The sequence below is a fragment of the Dietzia sp. IBK-p2-15D genome, assembly GCF_057773105.1.
On sequence record NZ_JBYMTK010000006.1, the window covers coordinates 77,092 to 97,747 of the forward strand.

Genomic DNA, 20,656 nt, shown 5'->3' on the forward strand with positions numbered 1-20,656 from the left:
GGCCGCGATCGGGGCCACCGCGGAGGATGTGCCGGGCTAGCTTCGCGCCATGCGAACCGAGACCCCGGCACGATCCGGCGGCCCCGTCGACTCCCACCGGGACCCTGCGCGGGCGGCCGCCCTGCACCGACTCGCCAGCGCACTCTCGCCGCCGGACGCCGACCGTCCCGCCGCGGTCGATCATCGTCCGGCCCCGGGCGACGCCCCTCCGGCAACCGGTGGTGGGCCCGGCCGGCTGGCCGCGGTGCCGTGGGCCGACCTCGACCCCGCGGGTGACCGGCCGGAGCGGATCCCGCCGCAGTACCCGGATGCGACCGCCTGGGCCGACCCGCCGTGGTGGGGTCGCATCCGGTGGGCGCCCGACCGGCTCGCCGGGATCGCCCTGGTGATGCTCGTGCTGGGTCTCGGCGCGTTCTCCGTGCACCGTCTGATCTCGTCCGTCCCCGAGGGGCCTGCGGTCCCCGACCTCCCGTTGGCGCAGGTGGGGGAGCCTGTCGCCGATCCCGCCGATCCCGCCGATCCCGCCGACGCGGCCACTGACGAGGGCGGCGCCTCGACCCGGCCCGCCCCGCCGTCCCCGGGGTCGGGGAGCGGGGAAGCGGGTACCGCCGGGGAACCGCTCGTCGTCTCCGTCGTCGGGCTGGTCGGCCGCAGCGGACTGGTCACCCTCGCGCCCGGCGCGCGCGTCGCCGACGCGCTCGACAGCGCGGGGGGTGTCCTGGAGGGCGGGGACCGGGACGGGCTCAACCTGGCGCGCAAGGTCTCCGACGGCGAACAGATCCTCGTCGGGTCGGCCCCCGGCCCGGACGGGTCGGGAGGCCCGCGCAGCGACATCATCGGACCGGGCCCCGGCCCGGGCCCCGGCCCGGGGCCGGGTTCTGGTGCGGGGCCGGGAACGGCGGGGACCGGCGCGCCAGCGGGCGGCCCACCGGATCCGGGAGGAGGTGGGGGTCTGGTCGATCTCAACACCGCCGACGCGGCGGCACTCGAGTCGTTGCCCGGCGTGGGGCCGGTGACCGCGTCGTCGATCCTGGCGTGGCGGGCCGCGAACGGGTCGTTTACCAGCGTCGACCAGCTGGTGGAGGTCGACGGTATCGGGCCGGCGACCCTGGCACGGCTCCGGCCGCTGGTCACGGTGTGAGCGACCCGGTCGACACGTCACGGCGCCGGATCCCTGCGGCGCGGGATCTGCGGTTGGTCGTGCCGACGCTCGCGGTGTTCGCGGCCACGGCCGCGACGGGCGTGGTCCGCCCGGCTCTCGCCGCCGCCGTCGCGGTGGTGTTGGCGGCGGCCGCGGTGGTCGCCGCGCTGTGGTCCGTCGGCGGGTCGACCGGTTCCGGGCACGGGGTGCGTGAGCGACTCGACCGCGCCGCGCTGGGCGTCCTCGCGGTGGTGTGCGCGACGGGCGCGGTTGCGGCGGGGGTACAGGCCGCCCGGGTGCACGCCCTGTCCGCGCACCCGCTGAACGATCTGGTGGGCGCGCGGACAGGGGTACAGGCGGTGGTGACCGGGTTTGACCGGCCGATCCGCGGCGGCGGGGTGATGGTGCCGGTCCGGGTGGAGTCCACCGGGTCGGGGAGCTCGGCGCGCGAGGCCGAACTCGACGTTGTGCTGCTGGCCCGCAACGGCTGGCGGGGGCTCCCGCCGGGGACCCGGGTGGAGGCATCGGTGGCGGTGGTGGAGCCGCGATCCGCGGGAGAACCACCTGCACTCCGGGCGCTGTCCCCGCCCCGCGTGACGGGCCCACCCGGATGGTCCGGACAGATCCCGGCGGCGGTGCGGGAGCGGCTCCGGCAGGTCTCCGGCCGCGCACTCGAGGGAGAGGCCGCCGGGCTGCTCCCCTCCTTCGTCCTGGGCGACGAGGGAGGGGTCTCCGCCCGGACCCGGGACGAGTTCCGGGCGGCGGGGCTGGCGCATCTCGCTGCGGTCTCGGGCGCCAACACCACCTACGTCGTGGGGGCGGTCCTGCTCGCCGCGGCGGCTCTCGGGGTGGGGCGACGCGGGCGGATCGTGGCGGCAGGACTCGCCCTGGGCGGGTTCGTGGCCGTGGTCGGCCCGGAGCCGGCCGTTCTGCGGGCCGCCGGCACCGGGGCCATCGGTCTGGCGGCGCTGGGCGCCCACCGCACCGGCCGCCCGCTTGCCGCCCTGGCGGCGGTGGTCCTCGTCGTCGCCCTCCTCGATCCCGCCACCGCCACCGGGACGGGCTTCGTCCTGTCCGTCACCGCGACCGCCGCTCTCGTACTGGCCGCGAGGCCGGTGGCCCTGCGGATCCGTCGACCGTGGATGCCCGGCCCGGTCGCCGATATCCTGGCGGTCTGCGTCGTCGCCCACCTGGCGACGCTTCCGGTGCTCGTGGCCTCGGGGCTGGGTCAGGGGCCGTGGGCCCTGCCCGCGAACATCGCCGTCGCTCCGGCCGTCCCGTTGGTCACCGTGCTCGGTACGGCGGCGGCCACGCTCGGTCCGGTGTGGGAGGGCGGTGCGGTCCTGCTCGCCGCGGCCTGCGCCCCCGCACTGTGGTGGCTCGAGACCGTCGCCGACATCGCTGCCGGGCTGCCGGGCTCGCCACCCGTCATGCCCGGGTGAGAAGCTCCTGGTCGCGCACCAGGTCGAGCGACAGCGTTCGGTAGCCCTGTTCCTCGAAGAACACGGTGAGCCGGTCGTCGTCGACGCTCATGACGATCCCGGATCCCCACTCGCGGTGCACGACCGCGGACTGCAGGGGGAAGTCCGCCGCGTCGTGGGTGAGGTCGACGGCGGTGCCCGCGTCGCAGGTGTCGCAGTTCCCGCACGGGTCCGCGAGCTCCTCGCCGAAGTAGCCGAGCAGGAACTGGCGCCGGCACCCGTCGGTCTCGGCGTATCCGCGCATCATCCCGATCCGCGAGCGATCGATCCGCTCGAACATCTCCGAGGTCTCCTCGGCCCGGCGGACCGCCTCCTTCGGCCGCACGTCCTCAACGAGTTCCAGCCCTTTCCGGCCGGACTCGACGAGGGCCGCCGCCTCGAGCAGGTTGACCGCGCCCGTGACACGCCGCGGGCCGAAGTCGAGGGACTTCTTCAACCGGCTCAGCCGTACCGGGCCGTCGGCGCGACGCAGGTGCTTGATGACCGCGCGGATGACCTCCTCGTCGGCACTGTGCGACGAGAAGAAGCTGCGCAGACCGAGGTCCTCGCTGCGGTAGTGGAGTTCGATCGTCGCCGGCTCGCGGTCGCGTCCGGCCCGTCCCGCCTCCTGGTAGTACGTGTCGAGCGAGTCGGGGATGTCGGCGTGCAGGACGAACCGCACGTCCTCCTTGTCGATCCCCATCCCGAACGCGCTCGTCGCCACCACCACGTCGAGGTCACCGTCGAGGAAGGAGCCCAGCGTCTCTTCACGGTCGGCCGACTTCTGCCCGGCGTGGTAGGCACGGACCGTCAGTGGGCGATCTGAGTCGGCCGCTCGTGCAGCGATCCGCTCGGCGTACTCCTCGGTGGAGCGGCGGGTGGCGGTGTAGACCAGGCCGGGGCCGGCGAGTTCGACGGCCCGCTCGACGACCGCGTCCTTTTTGCCGTCGTCCTCGACGTGTCGTCTCACCGCGAGGTGCAGCTCCGATCGGTCGAACCCGCCGGCCAGCACCAGGGCGTCGGTCATGGCGAGTCGGTCGACGATCTCCTCGCGGACCGGGGTCGAGGCGGTGGCGGTGAGCGCGATGACGGTGGGTGACCCCATCCGGTGGCGGGCGGTGTCCAGCCGCAGGTAGTCGGGGCGGAAGTCGTGGCCCCAGGCGGAGACGCAGTGCGCCTCGTCGACCACGAGGAAGCTCGGCCCGGCCTCACGGAGCCGGTCGAGGACCTCGCGTTTGGCCAGCTGCTCGGGGGTGAGGAACACGAAGTGGACGCGACCGGCGACGACCTCGTCCCAGGCCTCGGCCTGCTGGCGTGCACCCATCGAGGAGTTGATCGCCAGCGACCGGGTGGGCGCGGAGTCCGCCACTGAGTTCAGCCCCTCGCATTGGTCGCTCTGCAACGCGATGAGCGGTGAGACGACCACACACGGGCCGTCCGCCATGATCCCGGCGAGCTGGTAGATGGCCGATTTGCCGTAGCCGGTGGGCAGCACCGCCAGCACGTCCCGACCACCCACCGCCGCCTCGATCGCCTCGGCCTGCAGCGGGCGCAGGTCGTCCCAGCCGAACACGTGGTGCGCCACCTCGTGGGGATCGGTGGCCTCGGCCCGGGTCGTCGTCACGTGTGCGTCCTCTCGAGTCGCGGTCGGGCTGCCCGCGGTGGGATGGTCCCGGATCGTCGAGCGTAAGCGCACCAGGCGGGGTGCTCCCACCGGACGGGCCCCGGCCGGTCGTGGTCGCACCCACCGGCCGCTCAACCGTCCCGGGGTGGGCCGTCGGGGGCATCCAGGTCGCCGGGGTGGTCGATGTCGCGCGGTGACCCGGTGTCGTCGCACGGCACCTCGGTCACGAGGTGGGGGTGTGCCCGCAGGTAGTGGCGGGCGCCCGCGTCTCCGGCCGCCGTGGCGATGATCCCGGGGAGGTGTGGCGCACCGAGGAGGACCGGGTGCGCACGGGTCCCGCCGTAGGTGGCGACCGCCAGTGACGCTTCGGCGGCGAGGACCCGGCGGACCGACTCCGGTCCCAGCCACGGCATGTCGACGGGGACCACCACCACGTCCTCGTCCCCGACCGCGGTGAGCCCGACGCGCAGGGAGGAGCCCATGCCGGTGTCCCAGTCCGGGTTGTGCACCACCTCGGCGCCGGGCACCTCCAGCTCGACCGCGCCACTGACCACCAGCACCCGGTCGCATCCGCCCGCGCGGAGAAGGCCCACCGCGCGGTCCACCAGGCGGACACCGCGGAAGTCGACGAGGGCCTTGGGGCCGCCGAACCGTCTGCCGGCGCCCGCGGCCAGGACGAGGCCGGTCATCGGGGCACGGTCGCGTCGAGGCCGGAACCGGGCCCACCGTCCCGGGGCCGACGGCGCACGACCTCGAGCAGCGGACTCACGCCACCAGTATCCCCCGACGGCTAGGGCGTGGGCATGCCGCCGGTCACCGCGAGCGTCTCGCCGATCACGTAGCTCGACTCGGGCGAGGCCAGGAACACGTAGGCGGGTGCCAACTCGGTGGGCTGCCCGGCACGGCCGAGCGGGGTGGAGTGCCCGAACTCGGGCAGCTCGTCCTTGGGTTGCCCGTCCGACACCTGTAGAGGCGTCCAGATGGGGCCGGGCGCCACGGCGTTCACCCGGATGCCCTTGGGGGCGAGCTGCTGGGCCAGCCCCTTGGTGAAGTTGTTGATCGCGGCCTTGGTGGACGCGTAGTCCAGCAGGTTCGGCGGCGCCATGTAGGCGACCACGGAGGTCGTGTTGATGATCGTGGACCCGGGCTCCAGGTGGCGCAACGCGGCCCTGGTCACCCGGAACATCCCCACGATGTTGACCTCGAAGGTGTCGGTGAGCTGCTCGTCGGGCAGGTCCTCGAGCGCGGGTGCGACCACCTGCTTGCCCGCGTTGTTGACGAGGATGTCGAGGCCTCCGAGCCGCTCGACGGCGGTGTCGGCGAGGCTCTCGCAGAACGCGCGGTCGGTGAGGTCGCCGGGGATGAGCGCGGCGGTGCGGCCCTCGCGTTCGATGATCTCGGCGACGGCACGGGCGTCGGGTTCCTCGTCGGGCAGGTGGTGGATGGCCACGTCGGCGCCCTCGCGGGCGAAGGCGATCGCCACCGCGGCCCCGATGCCCGAGTCGCCGCCGGTGATGAGCGCCCTGCGGCCGGTGAGCCGGCCGGTGCCGCGGTAGGAGTGCTCGCCGAGGTCCGCCTTGGGTTCGAGCCGCGCGTCGAGTCCCGGCTCGTCCTGGTGCTGGACCGGCGGTTCGATGGAGGGGTAGCGGGTCGCCGGGTTCTGGAACGTCAGCTGGTCGCTCGTCTCGGTGTCGGCGTCGTGGTTCTCGCTCATGTCGTTCCCTTCGATGCTCGGACACCGCGCATGGTGGCGCTTCGCGTCGGCGTCGCTCGGTCGGACTGGCTCGCCCCGAAAATACGTGGGGGAGCGGGCGGGGTCGACCGGTCGGGCGCGGTGGTGGTGCGGGCCTGTCGGCGCGGCGTGGCACGATGACTGGGATAGACGACGAAGAAGACGACGACGAGGAGCGCAGATGGCATCGGGGTCCGCGCCGGCTGTGTTGCACCTGGTGTTGGGCGAGGACGAGTTCCTCACCGAACGCGCCACCACGGGCGTCGTCTCGACGGTGCGTGCGGCGACCCCGGCCGGGCAGGACCCGCCGGTGGTCTCGAGGCTCGGTGGGCCTGAGGTCACCGCCCCGCAGTTGTTCGAACTGCTCTCGCCGTCCTTGTTCGGCGAGGCCCGCATCGTGGTGATCACCGGCGCGGCGGAGCTGGGCAAGGACGCCCAGTCCGCGGTGCTCGGCGCGGCCCGTGATCTACCCCCCGAGACGGTTCTGGTCGTCCAGCACACCGGTGGCGGCCGCGCCAACGCCCTGGTGGCGGACCTGCGCAAGGCGGGGGCCGAGGAACATGCGGCCGGCAAGCTCACCCGGCACATGGACGTGGTCGGCTTCGTCCGGTCCGAGTTCCGGACACTCGACGTGAGGGTCGCGCCCGAGGCCTGCGAGGCCCTGGTGGAGGCGGTGGGCACGGACCTGCGGCAGTTGGCGTCGGCGTGCGGTCAGCTCGTGGCCGACACCGGCGGCAAGGTCGACGTGGAGGCGGTGCGGCGCTACCACTCGGGGGTCGTGGGGGTCAGCGGGTTCACCGTGGCCGAACGCGCTGTCACGGGGGACGTGGCCGGCGCGATCGAGGCACTGGAGTGGGCCATGCACACCGGCGTCCCGCACGTCGTGCTCGCGGATGCCCTGGCCGACGCGGTGAACTCCATCGCCCTGGTCGGTACCCAGCGGGGCGTGCCGCCGGCCGACCTGGCCCGGCAGGGCCTGCCGCCGTGGAAGGTCAAGAAGGTCACCGCGCAGACCCGGTACTGGTCCATCGAGACCCTGGGCAGCGCGCTGCAGGTCGTCGCCACCCTCAACGGCGAGGTCAAGGGCGGGGCGGAGGACACGTCCTACGCGCTCGAGCGCGCCGTCCGCGCGGTCGGAACGCTCGCGTCCGCCGGCTGACCGGACCCGCGCGGCAGGGACGCGGGCGGGCCCGAATCGGGGAATCGACGGCCAGACACATGGCGGCCAGGCACACGACGGCCATACATACGACGAGGGCCCACCTCACGCACGTGGTGCGGGGTGGGCCCTCGGAGCCTCGTCACGTCAGGCGAGCAGACGTGGGGCTGGGTGCCTCCCGGTCAGGGGAGGGACCGGGGTGCTCAGAGGCTGTTGACAGCCTTGGTGAGCGCCGACTTCTTGTTGGCGGCCTGGTTCGGGTGGATGACACCCTTGCTGGCGGCCTTGTCGAGCTGACGGGAGGTGGCGACGAGCAGGGCGCCGGCCTTCTCCTTGTCACCGGCCGCGGTGGCCTCACGCAGGCTGCGGATGGCGGTACGCAGGCCCGACTTGGTCGACTGGTTACGGAGGCGGTTGCGCTCGTTGGTGAGGTTCCGCTTGATCTGGGACTTGATGTTGGCCACTCGTCACACCTTTTTGTCGTGTGTCGACGGCTCCACGAGGGGATCCCGCCGATCGGATGTCTTGTCGTCTCGTCCGCGCGGACACGTGCACAACGTGGTCCGGTGGACACCGACGACCCACTTTACCAGCGGGGGTGTCACCGGCCAAAACGTGCGGCGACGCCTCCGTTGATCCCCGGGCCCGGAGGGCCGCTCGTGCTCAGCGCCAGCCGTAGTCCGCGCGGAGCCGATCGGCGACCGCCTCGAACTTCGGCCGCGGGCAGATCGCGCCCTCGCGGCGGATGCCCTGTTCGGGAACGTCCAGCACCCGGTCGAGGCGCACCCAGCTCGGTCGGCCCTCGGGGTCCCAGGGGCCCGATCCGAGCCCGAGCCACCCCTCGTCGTCGTCCCTGGAGTCCTGGGACGAGAGCTGGAGGCCGAGCAGGCGGTCCCCGTCGCGCCCCACCACCAGGACCGGGCGGTCCTTGCCGCGGCCGTCGTTCTCCTCGAACTCGACCCAGGTCCACACGATCTCGCCGGGGTCGGCGTGGCCGTCGAGGTCGGGGGCGTAGGCGATCCGGCGGGCCCGGCTCGAGGTGGGGGCGGTGCCGGTGGTGGCGGGCCGTCCCCCGCCACCGACCTCCGAGGACAGGGCGGGGGAGACCCCACGGTCGTCCAGCCGCCTGCGTACCTCGCGCGCGACGGTCGGTCCGTACCTGCGGCCCACGCGGACCGCCGTTCGACCCACCCGGGCCCAGTCGATAGCCATGGGCGTCAGCGTAACCGCCCTATGATCTCGACATGGACATGCTGTTGGCAGTGGTGTGGGCAGACGACGACGCCTCGGTGGATCCTGCGGACGCCGCGGGCCTGCGGGCACGGATCGCGGACGCCGTCGAGGGGCCGCTGGCCGCCCTCGGGGTGGAGGAGTACCTGCTCAACGTGCGCGACGAGGCGGTCTCGGGCGCGATGATCGACGTCCGGGTCACGCCGCGGCCGGTGCTGGCGGCGCTGCGCGCCCGCGTGCCGGTCGCCTCGGCTTCCGCGTGCGCCGACCTGATGGAGGCACTGCGCGAGCTGGGGCCGGTGTCGGCCTGGTCGGTCACCGCCTCCGAGCCGCTGCCCGCGGCCGGACCGGGGCCGGACGGCCGGTGCGAGGGGATGGCCAACCTGGCGTTCCTGCGGCGGCCGGAGCGCATCGGCCGGGAGGAGTGGCTGCGCACCTGGCTCGAGGAGCACACGCAGGTCGCGATCGACACCCAGTCCACCACCGCCTACACCCAGCACGTGGTGGTCCGCGCGTTGACCGCCGACGCACCGGTGATCGACGGGATCGTGGAGGAGGTCTTCCCCATCGAGGCCGCGACGGACCTCGGGGTGTTCTTCGACGCCGGCGGTGACGACGCGCGCATGGCGGCCAACATCGAGGCCATGACCGCCTCGACCGGACGGTTCCTCGACGACGGCACGGTGGACGCCGTCCCCACAGGGCGGTACGTGATGGGAGTTCCCGGCGTGGGCGTGTGACAATGGGGTGATCGCCCGGTCGGACCGCACCCAGCCACGCCCGGGCCCGCCCGAGGAGTGATCGAGATTCCCAACTTCGCAGAGACGACGTTCACCGATCCCGCCAGGATCAGGAACTTCTGCATCATCGCCCACATCGACCACGGCAAGTCGACGCTCGCCGACCGCATGCTGCAACTCACCGGCGTGGTCGAGGAGCGGCTCATGCGCGCCCAGTACCTCGACCGGATGGACATCGAGCGCGAGCGCGGCATCACCATCAAGGCGCAGAACGTCCGCCTGCCGTGGGTGCCGCGTTCCGGCCCCCACCAGGGCGAGGAGATCGTCCTGCACATGATCGACACCCCGGGCCACGTGGACTTCACCTACGAGGTCTCCCGCGCGCTCGAGGCGTGCGAGGGTGCGATCCTGCTGGTCGACGCCGCGCAGGGCATCGAGGCCCAGACGCTGGCCAACCTCTACCTGGCCATGGAGAACGACCTCGAGATCATCCCGGTGCTCAACAAGATCGACCTGCCGGCCGCGGATCCGGACCGGTTCGCGGAGGAGATCTCCCACATCGTCGGGTGCGAGCCGGACGACGTGCTGCGGGTCTCCGGCAAGACGGGCATGGGCGTCGAGGCGCTGCTGGACAGGGTGTGCGAGCGGATCCCGGCGCCCGTGGGCGATCCGGACGCCCCGGCCCGCGCGATGATCTTCGACTCGGTGTACGACACCTACCGCGGTGTGGTCACCTACGTCCGGGTGTTCGACGGCTCGCTCAACCCGCGCGAGAAGGTCAGGATGATGTCCACGGGCAGCACCCACGAGGCGCTCGAGGTCGGCATCATCTCGCCGGAGCCCAAAGCGATGAAGGGGCTCGGGCCCGGCGAGGTCGGTTATCTCATCACCGGCGTCAAGGACGTCCGCCAGTCCAAGGTCGGCGACACCATCACCACCGCCCGCGGCGGGGCGGAGGAGCCGCTCGCGGGGTACGCCGAGCCCAACCCGATGGTCTTCTCCGGGCTGTACCCGATCGACGGGTCGGACTACCCGGTCCTGCGCGACGCCCTGGACAAGCTGCAGCTCAACGACGCCTCGCTGGACTACGAGCCGGAGACCTCGGTCGCGCTCGGGTTCGGCTTCCGCTGCGGCTTCCTCGGACTGTTGCACATGGAGATCACCCGGGACCGGCTGGAGCGCGAGTTCAACCTGGACCTCATCTCCACCGCCCCGAACGTGGTGTACCGGGTGGTCGCGGAGGACGGCAGCGAGCACCAGGTCACCAACCCGTCGTACTGGCCCGAGGGCAAGCACCGCGAGATCTACGAGCCGATCGTCAAGTGCACGATCATCGTGCCCAGCGAGTACGTGGGCACCGTCATGGAGCTGTGCCAGTCCAAGCGCGGCGAGATGAAGGGCATGGACTACCTGTCCGAGACCCGCGTCGAGCTCCGGTACGTCATGCCGATGGGCGAGATCATCTTCGACTTCTTCGACTCGCTCAAGTCCCGCACCAAGGGCTACGCGTCGATGGACTACGAGGAGGCCGGCGAGCAGGTCTCCGATCTGGTCAAGGTCGACATCCTGCTGCAGGGTGAGGCCGTGGACGCGTTCAGCGCGATCGTGCACCGCGACTACGCCCAGGCCTACGGCAACAAGATGACGGGCAAGCTCAAGGAGCTCATCCCGCGTCAGCAGTACGAGGTGCCGATCCAGGCGGCGATCGGCGCGAAGATCATCTCCCGCGAGAACATCCGCGCGATCCGCAAGGACGTGCTCTCCAAGTGCTACGGCGGCGATATCAGCCGTAAGCGCAAGCTGCTGGAGAAGCAGAAGGAGGGCAAGAAGCGGATGAAGTCCATCGGGCGGGTGGACGTGCCGCAGGAGGCCTTCGTCGCGGCGCTGTCGGCGGATTCGAGCGCGGACAAGAAGTAGGCCCGGCCGCAACGCGGGTGCGATCCGCCCGGACGGCGGGGCCTCACGCCCGCGCGCGGTGTCGGCGGACGGCGCACCGGTTGGTGCACCGCGTCGAGCAGTAGGTCTTGCGTCCGTTGCGGGTGGTGTCGGCGAAGACGGCGTCGCAGTCGTCGGCGGCGCACCGCGCGAGCCGGTCGATGCCCCGCGAGGTCAGGTGCAGTGCGGTGCCCACCGCGAACATGGCGGTGAGCAGGCGCGCGAAGGAGACGTCGTCGGCGCGGTAGTGCACGTGCCAGTGGCCGTCGTGGTCGGTCAGGCGCGGCGGTGCCGAGTGCTCGGCCAGGAGGGCGTTGAGGGCGTCGGCGCGCCCGTGCGGCGCAGTGGTGTCGACGACGACGAGCCACGCGTCCAGGAAGGTGTCGACCTCGTCCAGGTCCGCGTCCGAGGCGCTCCGATCGATGGTCACCCCCGCCTCGCGACAGCGGTCCACCAGTTCGCGGGTGGTGCGGGGGCGGCGATTGGCCAGGTCGGCGGCCAGGGTGACCGGATCGGCCCCGTAAGGGTTGATATACACAAACCGATTACAGCACAGTGATCGCCATGCCTTCGTCATTCGCGGCCGTCGCCGCGTCCCCCGCAGTCGGTGTGTCCGTCTGGGTGCTCGCCGCGCTGGTCCTGGCGGCGTTCGTCGCCGGGTGGGTGGACTCGGTGGTCGGCGGGGGAGGGCTCATCCAGTTGCCGGCGCTGGTGATCGCGCTGCCGGCGGAGGCCTCGACGCCGGAGATCCTCGGCACCAACAAATTGTCTTCGGTCGCCGGCACCCTGGTCGCGACCCTGACCTATCTCCGGAAGATCCGTGTGCCGGTGGCAATGGTGCTCCCACTGGTGGTGGCGGCCTTCGCGGGGTCCGCGGCCGGGTCCTCGGTGGCCCGGTTCATCCCCAAGGAGCTCCTCACGCCGATCGTCCTGGTGGCCGTCGTGGCGGTGGGCGCCTACACCTACTTCAAGCCGACCATGGGGCGGGTCCACGAGGAACGGCACACCGGCTGGTCGAGGACGTGGCGCCCGGCGCTCATCGGTGGGGTGATCGGCTTCTACGACGGGGTGCTCGGCCCGGGGACGGGGTCGTTCTTCGTCATCGCGATCGTCGCGTTCCTGGGGTTCGGGTTCCTCCAGGGCACCGTGGCGGCCAAGCTCGCCAATCTCACCACGAACATCGCGTCGATCCTGGTGTTCGGCCTCCACGGTGAACTGCTGTGGATCATCGGCGGGTGCATGGCGGTGGCCAACCTGGCCGGGGGTTTCCTCGGGGCGCGGATGGCGATGCGGCACGGCAACGAGTTCATCCGCACCGTGTTCCTCGTGGTCATCAGCATCCTGGCGGTGAGACTGGCCTGGGAGACCGCCACGCAGTGGCTGTGACCCCGGGGCCCGCCGCGGCGGGCGCCGACGCGAGCGCCGGCGGACGTAGACTCCCGGTCATGACCCTTCCGAGCCCCGAGGCCTCCCGTCATCCGCTGCTCGACGAGTCGCCGTTGCCGTACGGCCTGCCGGACTTCGCCGCCATCCGGGAGGAGGATCTGGAGCCGGCCATCCGGACCGCGATCGACGACCACGCGGCCGAGGTCGCCGCGATCGTCGCCAACCCGGAGTCGGCGACGGTGGACAACACCGTGGTCGCCCTCGAGCGCTCGGGCCTGGCCCTGAACCGGGTGCTGTCGGTGTTCTACGGCCTGCTCGGCCCGGACGCCACCAAAGCCCGCCTCGACGTGGACCGGGTCGTCTCGCCGCTGCTGGCCGCGCACCATTCCGCGGTGATGACCAACCCGGTCCTGTTCGGCCGGGTCGACGCGGTGCTCTCCGCGCTGGAGGCGGGGGAGTTGGAGGCCGACGACGAGACGGACCGGCTCGTGCGCCGCCACCACCGTGACCTGCTGCGCGCGGGCGCCGCCCTCGACGACGCCGGCCGCGCCCGACTCACCGCCATCGACACCAGGCTGGCCGAGTTGACCACCGAGTTCGGCGAGAACCTGCTGGCCTCGACCACGGAACTGGCCGTCCCGGTCACCGATGAGGCCGAACTCGCGGGCCTGTCGGACTCCATGCGGTCCACGCTCGCCGCGGTCGCCGCCGAGTCGGGGCGTGAGGGGTGGCTGATCCCGCTCGGGCTTCCCACCGTGCAGCCGATCAGCGCCCTGCTGGACGACGCCGGTCTGCGCCACCGCGTCATGGAGGCCTCACTCGGTCGGGGCGCGACGCCGGGCCACGAGAACACCCCGGTCGTGCTGGAGATCGTCCGCCTACGCGCCGAGCGGGCGCGACTGCTCGGGTTGGGATGCCACGCGGAGCACGTCCTCGCGGTGGAGACCGCCGGATCGCCCGAGGCGGCTCGCGGGCTGCTGCTCGACGTGGTCGACGCGGCCGTGACCAACGCCCGCAACGAGGCCAAGGACCTGCTCGGCGGCGACGACAGTGAACTGAACCCGGCCGACTGGGCCTGGGCGTCCGAGCGGCTGCGGGCCGAGCGGTTCCGGGTCGACGACGCGACCGTCCGTCCCTACTTCGAGCTCGAGCGGGTGCTGCGCGACGGGGTGATGCACGCGGCCTCCGAGCTGTACGGGCTGCGCTTTTCCGAGCGGAACGACCTGCGCGGGTTTCTCCCCGACGTCCGGGTCATCGAGGTGTTCGACGACGAGCGGGCCGAGCCCGACGCCGGCGTGGGTCTCCTGCTGTTGGACTACTACGCCCGCCCGACCAAGCGCGGCGGTGCGTGGATGAGCTCGTTCCGCGACCAGTCCCGGCTCCTGGACTCGCGGCCCGTCGTCGTCAACGTCATGAACCTGGCCCGTCCCGCGGCGGGGCAGCCCACGCTGCTCACGATGGACGAGGTCACCACGATGTTCCACGAGTTCGGGCACGCCCTGCACGGGCTGCTGTCGGACGTGGAGTACCCGGTGTTCTCCGGCACCTCCGTGCCCCGGGACTTCGTCGAGTTCCCCTCCCAGGTCAACGAGATGTGGGCGCGTCGACCGGAGATGCTCGCGCACTACGCCCGGCACGTGGAGACGGGGGCACCGATCGCCGAGGACCTCGTCGAGCGGATGCGGGAGGCCGAGCGCTTCGGTGAGGGGCAGGCGACCGTGGAGTACCTCGGGGCGGCACTGCTCGACCTGGCCTGGCACTCCCTGTCGCCGGAGGAGGCCGACGCCGTCACCGACGTCGACGAGTTCGAGGCCCGCGTCCTCGCCGAGGCAGGTCTCGACGTCCCCGGCATCGAGCCGCGTTACCGGTCCCGGTACTTCCAGCACATCTTCGCGGGTGGGTACTCCGCCGCGTACTACTCCTACTTCTGGGCCGAGGTGCTCGACGCCGACGCCACCGAGTGGTTCGTCGAGAGCGGGGGCCTGAAGCGGTCCTCGGGCGAGCGGATGCGGCGCGAGGTGCTGTCCCGGGGCGGGGCCATCGACTTCCTCGACGCCTACCGCCGCATGCGGGGGTCGGAGCCGAGCACCGCCGCGCTGCTGCGTCGGCGCGGGCTCGACTCCTCGGTGGTGGGAGGCCACGGGGTCGCCACCGCCGGGCGGTCGTAGGATCGGGACGTGACGGCGTTCCTGCAGTTCTGGGACAGAGTCGAGCTCTGGCTCGCCACCCTGCCGTTCCCGTTGCAGGTGATGATCCTGCTCGTGATGGGGCTCCCGCTGTTCTTCCTCGTCGCGGTGGCGGTCGAGAAGGGCGCGGATGTCCTCGTCCACCGGTTCCGGGCGCTCGTCGCCCCGAGGACCGTCGAGACCCGGAAGGAGGTCCGTTGATGCCCCGGTCGCGTGTGACACTCGCCCTGGTCCTGCTGATCGCGCTCGTCGTGATCGCGTGGCTCCTCGTCGAGGTGCTGTAACCCCCTTCTTCCGGGCTGTTTTTTCCGCGTTCACCACGGAAGGGCAACGACCTCCGCAGAGTGCTCCCCGGACGTACACTCCTCGGCATGCAGCGCTTGAGTGGGCTCGATGCCAGCTTCCTCTACTTCGAGACCAGGTCCCAGCTCCTGCACGTCTGCGGGTTGATCGTCCTGGACGTGTCCGAGATGGCGGGCGGGTATTCCTACGACGCCCTACGGACCGAGCTGCATCGCCGGATCACGGCGATGCCGCCGTTCCGGCGCAAGCTGCACGACTCGCTTCTCAACGTGGACCATCCGGTGTGGGTCGAGGCCGAGGACTTCGATATCGATCACCACCTCCACCGCATCGGCATCCCGGAGCCCGGCGGGGACCACGAGCTCGCCGAGCTGTGCGCGCATCTGGCCAGCCAGCCGATCGACCGGTCCATGCCGCTGTGGCAGATGTACGTCATCGAGGGACTGCCGGACGGCCGGGTCGCGGTCTTCGCCAAGATGCACCACTCGACCGTCGACGGCGTCACCGGCGCCAACATGCTCTCGCAGCTGTGCACCCTCACACCGGACGAGCCGGAGCTCGACGAGGAGCTGGTCGAGGAGACCGCCGGTGGGTCCGGTGCCCTGGAGCTCGCCGTCGGCGGTGCCCTGTCGCGCCTGGCCACGCCATGGCGGCTCGCCTCCCTGTTGCCGGGGACGGTCGGGGTGCTCCCGTCGTGGATCAACCGCGCCCGCAAGGGTCTGGCGATGCCCGCGCCGTTCACCGCCCCGCGGACCCCGTTCAACCGCACGATCACCGGGCACCGGTCGATCTCCTACGCGAGCGTGGACCTGGCGGACATCAAGCGGGTCAAGAACGCGTTCGGAACCACCGTCAACGACGTGGTGCTCGCCGTCTGCTCGACCGCCCTGCGCAAGTACCTCGACGACCAGGACGCGCTGCCGCGTAAACCGTTGATCGCCATGGTGCCGATGTCCGTGCACGCCGCGGAGTCCCGCCCGGGTACGAACCGAGTGTCGGGCATGTTCATGTCGCTGGCCACCGACATCGACGACCCGGTCGGTCGGCTGGAGGCGATCCGAGACGCCAACACCGTCGCCAAGGACCACACCGACGCACTGGACGCCAACCTGCTCACCGACTGGGCGCAGTTCGCGGCGCCGTCGGTATTCGGCTCCGCGGTCCGGATGTACTCGCGGCTACGGCTCTCCGAGCGCCACCCCGTGGTGCACAATCTCGTCATCTCGAACGTGCCCGGCCCCAACTTCCCGCTGTACTTCCTCGGTGCCAAGATCGAGAAGATGCTGCCCCTGGGCCCGGTCTTCCACGGCGCGGGGCTCAACTGCACGGTGATGTCGTTGGACGGCAGCCTGCACTTCGGGTTCATCGGATGCCGTGACCTCGTCCCGGATCCCTGGCCACTGGCGAACGCGGTCGAGGACGCACTGGCAGAGTTCGTCGTCGCGGCGGAGGAGCGGGAGAAGAGCGGCACCCCCACCGCCGCGCGCAAATCGGCGGGCGAGTTGGCGCAGCAGCGCAAGGAGCAGCGCAGTGCTGCCCGCCAGGCGTCCAAGGAGTCCGCGAAATCGGGGTCCAAGGCCACGGCGGTGACCGGACGCGAGCGCGATTCGACCCGGGAGGCCACGCAGGCCGGGACCGGCGCTGGCGCGGCCTCGCGGCCCGCCACCGGAGAGGCGGGTGCCACGACGGCGCCGGCGAAGAAGGCGCCGGCGAAGAAGGCTCCGGCCAAGAAGGCGGCCGCGAAGAAGGCTCCGGCCAAGAAGGCGGCCGCGAAGCAAGCGCCCGCGGAGAAGGTCTCGGCGGAAAAGGCTCCCGCGAAGAAGGCGCCCGCGAAAAAGGCACCGGCGACGAAGGCTCCGGCAAAAAAGACCTCGGCAAGAAAGGCCCCGGCCACGACGAGTTCGCAGCAGAAGCGCGCGGCGAAGCCGACCGGGTCCAAGCCCGCAGCCTCCACACCGGCCGCGACCACACCGGCCGCGACCACGCAGACCGCGCCCACGCAGACCGCGGCCGGGCCCGATCGTCGGACAACCGCGCCGGAGGCTCCCGCGGGACCGGGTACCCCCGACGATGCCGCCCAGGCACCGACCTACAGCGCGCCCGCGGCTACAGTCCTTGGCGACGACGAGATCTCGGCGACGCCGACCCCGCCGATCGAGACCCTGCCCGCCCCGGACCCGACTGGAGATGAGACCTCATCGGACACCCAGACCGGTCAGGTGTGACCGCCGCTCCCCACGACCCCGCCACACTGGCGAGCGCGCCCCCGCCCCGCGATCCGCGGGCGCCCTTCGGCATCTACCTCCACGTGCCGTTCTGCTCCACCCGGTGCGGATACTGCGATTTCAACACCTACACCGCCGGCGAACTCGGCTCGGCGACCTCCCCGGTCGACTGGGAACGGGCCGCGGCCGTCGAGATCGACCGGGCCGCACAGGCCCTGGCCGCGACGGGCACGCCCCCGCAGGTCGACACGGTCTTCATCGGCGGCGGCACCCCATCGCTGGTCGGCGCGGACGTCCTCGTGGGCCTGCTCGAGCGTATCGACTCGACCTTCGGATTGGCACCCGGTGCGGAGGTCACCACCGAGAGCAACCCGGAGTCCACCTCGCCGGAGTTCTTCGCCCGGTTGCGTGAGGGCGGGTTCACCCGCATCTCCCTGGGCATGCAGTCGACGGCCGCCCACGTCCTGCGCGTCCTCGACCGGACCCACACCCCCGGACGCCCGCAGGAGGCGGTGGCCGAGGCCCTGCGGGCCGGGTTCGAGCACGTCAACCTCGACGTCATCTACGGCACCCCGGGCGAGACGGACGACGACCTGGCGCGGACACTCGACGCGGTCGTCGACGCCGGGGTCGACCACGTCTCCGCCTACTCGCTGATCGTGGAGGACGGCACCGCGCTGGCCCGCCGCATCCGCCGCGGTGAGATGCCGGGCACGGTCGACGACGTCCTGGCCGACCGTTACGAGCAGGTGGCCGAGCGTCTGGCCCGCGCCGGGTTCCACTGGTACGAGGTCTCCAACTTCGCCACCGATTCCTCGGGATACTGCCGCCACAACATGGGCTACTGGCGCGGCGGTGACTGGTGGGGCATCGGGCCGGGCGCGCACTCGCACGTCGCCGGGGCCCGGTGGTGGAACGTCAAGCATCCCGCCCGCTACGCCGCCGAGTGCGACGCGGGCCGGCTGCCCGTGGACGGCGGGGAACTCCTCACCGACACCGACCGCCACATCGAGCGCATCATGACCGGGCTCCGCCTGGCCGAGGGGCTCGGCGACGGCGCCTTCACCGCCGACGAGCGGACCCGCGCCGACACCCAGGTGGCGGCCGGACTGCTCCGGCGACGGGCGGCGGGCGATCCCGCGGGCCCCGGTTACGCGCTCACCGAGGCGGGCCGGTTGTTGGCCGACGGGGTCGTGCGCGACGTCCTCGTCTGAACCGTCGGCCCGGGAAGTGGCATAGAATCGCCACGACGAGGACAAGGAGGAGCGAGCATGTCGAGTACGGCCGATCGTAGGACCGACGTCTTACGCGCGATCGTCTCCGACTACATCGCCTCCCACGAACCGGTCGGGTCCAAGGCCCTCGTCGACCGGCACTCACTGGGCGTGTCCAGCGCCACCATCCGCAACGACATGGCTGTGCTCGAGGCCGAGGGGTTCATCGTCCAACCCCACACCAGTTCCGGTCGGGTCCCCACGGAGAAGGGCTACCGGCACTTCGTCGACTCCATCGAGGAGATCACCCCGCTGTCGCGCGCGGAACGCCGGGCGATCCAGGCCTTCCTCGAGGGCGCCGTCGACCTGGACGACGTCCTCCGGCGGGCCGCACGGCTGCTGTCCCAGCTCACCCGTCAGGTCGCCGTCGTCCAGTACCCGGTCCTCGGTCGCTCCACGGTGCGCCACCTCGAGGTGGTGAGCCTGAGCCCCACCCGCCTGCTGCTGGTCCTCATCACCGACACCGGCCGCGTCGATCAACGGACGGTGGAGCTGGCCGCGCCGTTGACCGACGAGCTCCTCGGGGAACTGCGGACCCTGCTGTCCGAGGCCGTCGCCGACAAACGCCTGCCTGACGCCTCCGAGGCCCTGACCGCCACGGGCGACCGGGCCCGTCCCGAGATCCGCGACGCGGTCGAGCGCTGCGTCGCGGTCCTGGTCGGCACGCTCGTCGAACACCCCGACGACCGGATCGTCCTCGGCGGCACGGCCAACCTCACCCGCAGCGCCGCCGACTTCGACGGCTCCCTGCGCTCGGTCCTCGAGGCGCTCGAGGAGCAGGTCGTGATCCTGCGGCTGCTCACCGCGGCCCACTCGGTGGGCCGGGGAGGGCCGGGGGGTGTCTCCGTCCAGATCGGGGCGGAGACCCAGGCCGCCGAGATCCGCGGCGCCTCCGTGGTGTCCTCGCAGTACGGGGCGGAGGGCCAGACATTCGGTGGGATGGGGGTGCTCGGGCCCACACGGATGGACTACCCGGGAACAATCGCCTCGGTCGCCGCTGTTGCCCACTACGTGGGCGAGCTCATCACCGGGCGCTGACGTCCGTACGCTCCTTCCCGGAGCCAGAACTTCCTCTCGACGAAAGGCCACACGTGTCACGCGACTACTACGGGACCCTCGGGGTCGATAGGGGCGCCTCGGAATCCGAGATCAAGCGCGCCTACCGCAAGCTCGCCCGGGAGCTCCACCCCGACGTCAACCCGTCGGACGAGGCGCGTGAGAAGTTCAGTGAGATCACCGCGATCTACGAGGTGCTCACCGACCCCGAGAAGCGCCGGGTCGTCGACATGGGCGGCGACCCGCTGGACTCCTCGCCCGGCGCCGGTTACGGCGGCGGCGGCGGCTTCGGTGGTGGCTTCGGCAGCGGCGGCCTCGGTGACGTGTTCGAGGCCTTCTTCGGCGGCGGCGGGGGAGGCGGCGGCGGCCGCGGTCCGCGCAGCCGCGTGCAGCCCGGCTCGGACGCTCTCATCCGCGTGACCCTGGGCCTGGACGAGTGCGCCACCGGAGTGACCAAGGAGATCCAGGTCGACACCGCCGTGCTGTGCGAGAAGTGCCACGGCAAGGGGTCGGCCACGGACACGCCGCCGGCCACGTGTGGCATGTGTCAGGGCCAGGGCGAGATCCAGTCCGTCCAGCGGTCGCTGCTCGGCAACATCATGACCAGCCGCCCGTGCCCCACCTGCGCGGGCACCGGCGAGATCATCACCGACCCGTGCGGTGAGTGCACCGGCCAGGGCCGCGTCCGCAAGCGCCGCACCGTCTCGGCCAAGATCCCCGCCGGCGTCGGCGGCGGCATGCGCATCCGCCTGTCCGGGCAGGGTGAGGTCGGTCCCGGTGGCGGTCCCGCCGGCGACCTGTACATCGAGGTCAACGAGCGCAACCACCCGGTATTCGTCCGCGACGGCGAGGACCTGCACTGCACCGTCCGCGTGCCCGTCGTCGACGCCATGCTGGGCGGCGAGGTCGAGCTCGAGACCGTCGTGGGCGAGCCCCTGACGATCGACATCCCGTCCGGTACCCAGCCCGGTCACACCGTCACGCTGACCGGCCGGGGGATGCCCCGCGTGCGCGGCGGCGGCGCCGGCGACCTCACGGTCCACATGGAGGTCGTGGTCCCGGAGAAGTTGGACCGCAAGCGCCGCGACCTGGTCGAGCAGCTGCGCCGCCTCGACGGCGACTCGGCCGAGGTCGTCAACGAGGACACCGCCCGCCGCGGTGGCCTGTTCTCCCGCCTGCGCGACGCCGTCGCGGGGCACTGAGGC

At 72.0% G+C, this 20,656-nt stretch carries 17 protein-coding genes and 1 pseudogene; 12 read left to right on the plus strand and 6 right to left on the minus strand.

What is annotated here, in order from left to right; all coding sequences use genetic code 11:
• Positions 1-49: 49 nt before the first annotated feature.
• Both AC3DEV_RS09755 and AC3DEV_RS09760 read left to right on the plus strand, forming a co-directional pair.
• Positions 50-1,141 carry a ComEA family DNA-binding protein gene (locus AC3DEV_RS09755; RefSeq protein WP_488371965.1) on the plus strand — a complete coding sequence of 364 codons (1,092 nt, stop codon included), beginning with the start codon at positions 50-52 and terminating at the stop codon, positions 1,139-1,141.
• Complete coding sequence (locus tag AC3DEV_RS09760) at positions 1,138-2,583, plus strand: ComEC/Rec2 family competence protein (RefSeq protein WP_488371966.1); 1,446 nt, start codon at positions 1,138-1,140, stop codon at positions 2,581-2,583. Before AC3DEV_RS09755 ends, AC3DEV_RS09760 begins: the two co-directional genes overlap by 4 nt.
• Here AC3DEV_RS09760 and AC3DEV_RS09765 read toward each other — a convergent pair.
• From AC3DEV_RS09765 to AC3DEV_RS09775, 3 genes are all read right to left on the minus strand, one after another.
• Positions 2,570-4,225: a RecQ family ATP-dependent DNA helicase gene (locus AC3DEV_RS09765; protein WP_363425300.1), complete on the minus strand. Its 1,656-nt coding sequence runs from the start codon at positions 4,223-4,225 to the stop codon at positions 2,570-2,572. The two genes, AC3DEV_RS09760 and AC3DEV_RS09765, sit on opposite strands and share 14 nt — an antisense overlap.
• 131 nt (positions 4,226-4,356) lie before the next feature.
• Complete coding sequence (locus AC3DEV_RS09770; RefSeq protein WP_119192820.1) at positions 4,357-4,914, minus strand: nucleotidyltransferase family protein; 558 nt, start codon at positions 4,912-4,914, stop codon at positions 4,357-4,359.
• 101 nt (positions 4,915-5,015) lie between these two features.
• A complete protein-coding gene (locus AC3DEV_RS09775) occupies positions 5,016-5,939 on the minus strand; it encodes an SDR family oxidoreductase (protein ID WP_488371967.1) in 924 nt (307 codons plus the stop codon).
• A gap of 199 nt (positions 5,940-6,138) precedes the next feature.
• On the opposite strand from AC3DEV_RS09775, the gene holA reads away from it, so the two are divergent.
• Positions 6,139-7,116, plus strand: a complete 978-nt coding sequence (gene holA, locus AC3DEV_RS09780; RefSeq protein WP_488371968.1) for a DNA polymerase III subunit delta — start codon at positions 6,139-6,141, stop codon at positions 7,114-7,116.
• Between the two features lie 203 nt (positions 7,117-7,319).
• On the opposite strand, the gene rpsT is transcribed toward holA, so the two are convergent.
• Entirely contained in the window at positions 7,320-7,580 is a 261-nt protein-coding gene (gene rpsT / locus AC3DEV_RS09785; protein ID WP_067719663.1) for a 30S ribosomal protein S20, read from the minus strand.
• Positions 7,581-7,779: 199 nt separating this feature from the next.
• Positions 7,780-8,328, minus strand: coding sequence for a type II toxin-antitoxin system PemK/MazF family toxin (locus AC3DEV_RS09790; RefSeq protein ID WP_488371969.1), 549 nt, complete (start codon positions 8,326-8,328; stop codon positions 7,780-7,782).
• Between the two features lie 32 nt (positions 8,329-8,360).
• Here AC3DEV_RS09790 and AC3DEV_RS09795 point away from each other — a divergent pair, with 32 nt between their 5' ends.
• Positions 8,361-9,086 carry a hypothetical protein gene (locus tag AC3DEV_RS09795; RefSeq protein WP_488371970.1) on the plus strand — a complete coding sequence of 242 codons (726 nt, stop codon included), beginning with the start codon at positions 8,361-8,363 and terminating at the stop codon, positions 9,084-9,086.
• A gap of 57 nt (positions 9,087-9,143) precedes the next feature.
• Positions 9,144-11,003 (plus strand): translation elongation factor 4, encoded by a 1,860-nt coding sequence (gene lepA, locus AC3DEV_RS09800; protein ID WP_488371971.1) that lies wholly within the window; start codon positions 9,144-9,146, stop codon positions 11,001-11,003.
• A 43-nt stretch (positions 11,004-11,046) separates the two neighbouring features.
• Here the strand turns inward: lepA and AC3DEV_RS09805 are convergent, their stop codons facing one another.
• Positions 11,047-11,559 carry a CGNR zinc finger domain-containing protein gene (locus AC3DEV_RS09805; protein ID WP_185951463.1) on the minus strand — a complete coding sequence of 171 codons (513 nt, stop codon included), beginning with the start codon at positions 11,557-11,559 and terminating at the stop codon, positions 11,047-11,049.
• A gap of 26 nt (positions 11,560-11,585) precedes the next feature.
• Here AC3DEV_RS09805 and AC3DEV_RS09810 point away from each other — a divergent pair, with 26 nt between their 5' ends.
• The 7 genes and pseudogenes from AC3DEV_RS09810 to dnaJ all read left to right on the plus strand — a co-directional run bounded on the left by AC3DEV_RS09810 (position 11,586) and on the right by dnaJ (position 20,653).
• Positions 11,586-12,407 (plus strand): TSUP family transporter, encoded by an 822-nt coding sequence (locus AC3DEV_RS09810; protein WP_488371972.1) that lies wholly within the window; start codon positions 11,586-11,588, stop codon positions 12,405-12,407.
• 59 nt (positions 12,408-12,466) lie between these two features.
• On the plus strand, positions 12,467-14,575 hold the full coding sequence (locus AC3DEV_RS09815; RefSeq protein ID WP_488371973.1) for a M3 family metallopeptidase: 2,109 nt from the start codon (positions 12,467-12,469) through the stop codon (positions 14,573-14,575).
• A gap of 9 nt (positions 14,576-14,584) precedes the next feature.
• Positions 14,585-14,794, plus strand: coding sequence for a hypothetical protein (locus AC3DEV_RS09820; RefSeq protein ID WP_472985803.1), 210 nt, complete (start codon positions 14,585-14,587; stop codon positions 14,792-14,794).
• A 170-nt stretch (positions 14,795-14,964) separates the two neighbouring features.
• A pseudogene (locus AC3DEV_RS09825) lies at positions 14,965-16,353 on the plus strand (WS/DGAT/MGAT family O-acyltransferase); the annotation flags it as partial.
• A gap of 794 nt (positions 16,354-17,147) precedes the next feature.
• Positions 17,148-18,335: a radical SAM family heme chaperone HemW gene (gene hemW / locus AC3DEV_RS09830; RefSeq protein WP_488372056.1), complete on the plus strand. Its 1,188-nt coding sequence runs from the start codon at positions 17,148-17,150 to the stop codon at positions 18,333-18,335.
• 57 nt (positions 18,336-18,392) lie between these two features.
• Entirely contained in the window at positions 18,393-19,433 is a 1,041-nt protein-coding gene (gene hrcA, locus AC3DEV_RS09835) for a heat-inducible transcriptional repressor HrcA (RefSeq protein WP_488371974.1), read from the plus strand.
• 53 nt (positions 19,434-19,486) lie between these two features.
• Complete coding sequence (gene dnaJ, locus AC3DEV_RS09840) at positions 19,487-20,653, plus strand: molecular chaperone DnaJ (protein WP_067719637.1); 1,167 nt, start codon at positions 19,487-19,489, stop codon at positions 20,651-20,653.
• Positions 20,654-20,656: the final 3 nt, after the last annotated feature.

Excerpts from the sequence above, each read along its gene's own strand:
- AC3DEV_RS09810 (WP_488371972.1), top strand. The coding sequence starts at position 11,586 with ATGCCTTCGTCATTCGCGGCCGTCGCCGCGTCCCCCGCAGTCGGTGTG.
- AC3DEV_RS09790 (WP_488371969.1), bottom strand. The coding sequence starts at position 8,328 with ATGGCTATCGACTGGGCCCGGGTGGGTCGAACGGCGGTCCGCGTGGGC.
- AC3DEV_RS09755 (WP_488371965.1), top strand. The coding sequence starts at position 50 with ATGCGAACCGAGACCCCGGCACGATCCGGCGGCCCCGTCGACTCCCAC.
- AC3DEV_RS09795 (WP_488371970.1), top strand. The coding sequence starts at position 8,361 with ATGGACATGCTGTTGGCAGTGGTGTGGGCAGACGACGACGCCTCGGTG.
- AC3DEV_RS09775 (WP_488371967.1), bottom strand. The coding sequence starts at position 5,939 with ATGAGCGAGAACCACGACGCCGACACCGAGACGAGCGACCAGCTGACG.
- hrcA (WP_488371974.1), top strand. The coding sequence starts at position 18,393 with ATGTCGAGTACGGCCGATCGTAGGACCGACGTCTTACGCGCGATCGTC.
- AC3DEV_RS09770 (WP_119192820.1), bottom strand. The coding sequence starts at position 4,914 with ATGACCGGCCTCGTCCTGGCCGCGGGCGCCGGCAGACGGTTCGGCGGC.
- holA (WP_488371968.1), top strand. The coding sequence starts at position 6,139 with ATGGCATCGGGGTCCGCGCCGGCTGTGTTGCACCTGGTGTTGGGCGAG.
- AC3DEV_RS09815 (WP_488371973.1), top strand. The coding sequence starts at position 12,467 with ATGACCCTTCCGAGCCCCGAGGCCTCCCGTCATCCGCTGCTCGACGAG.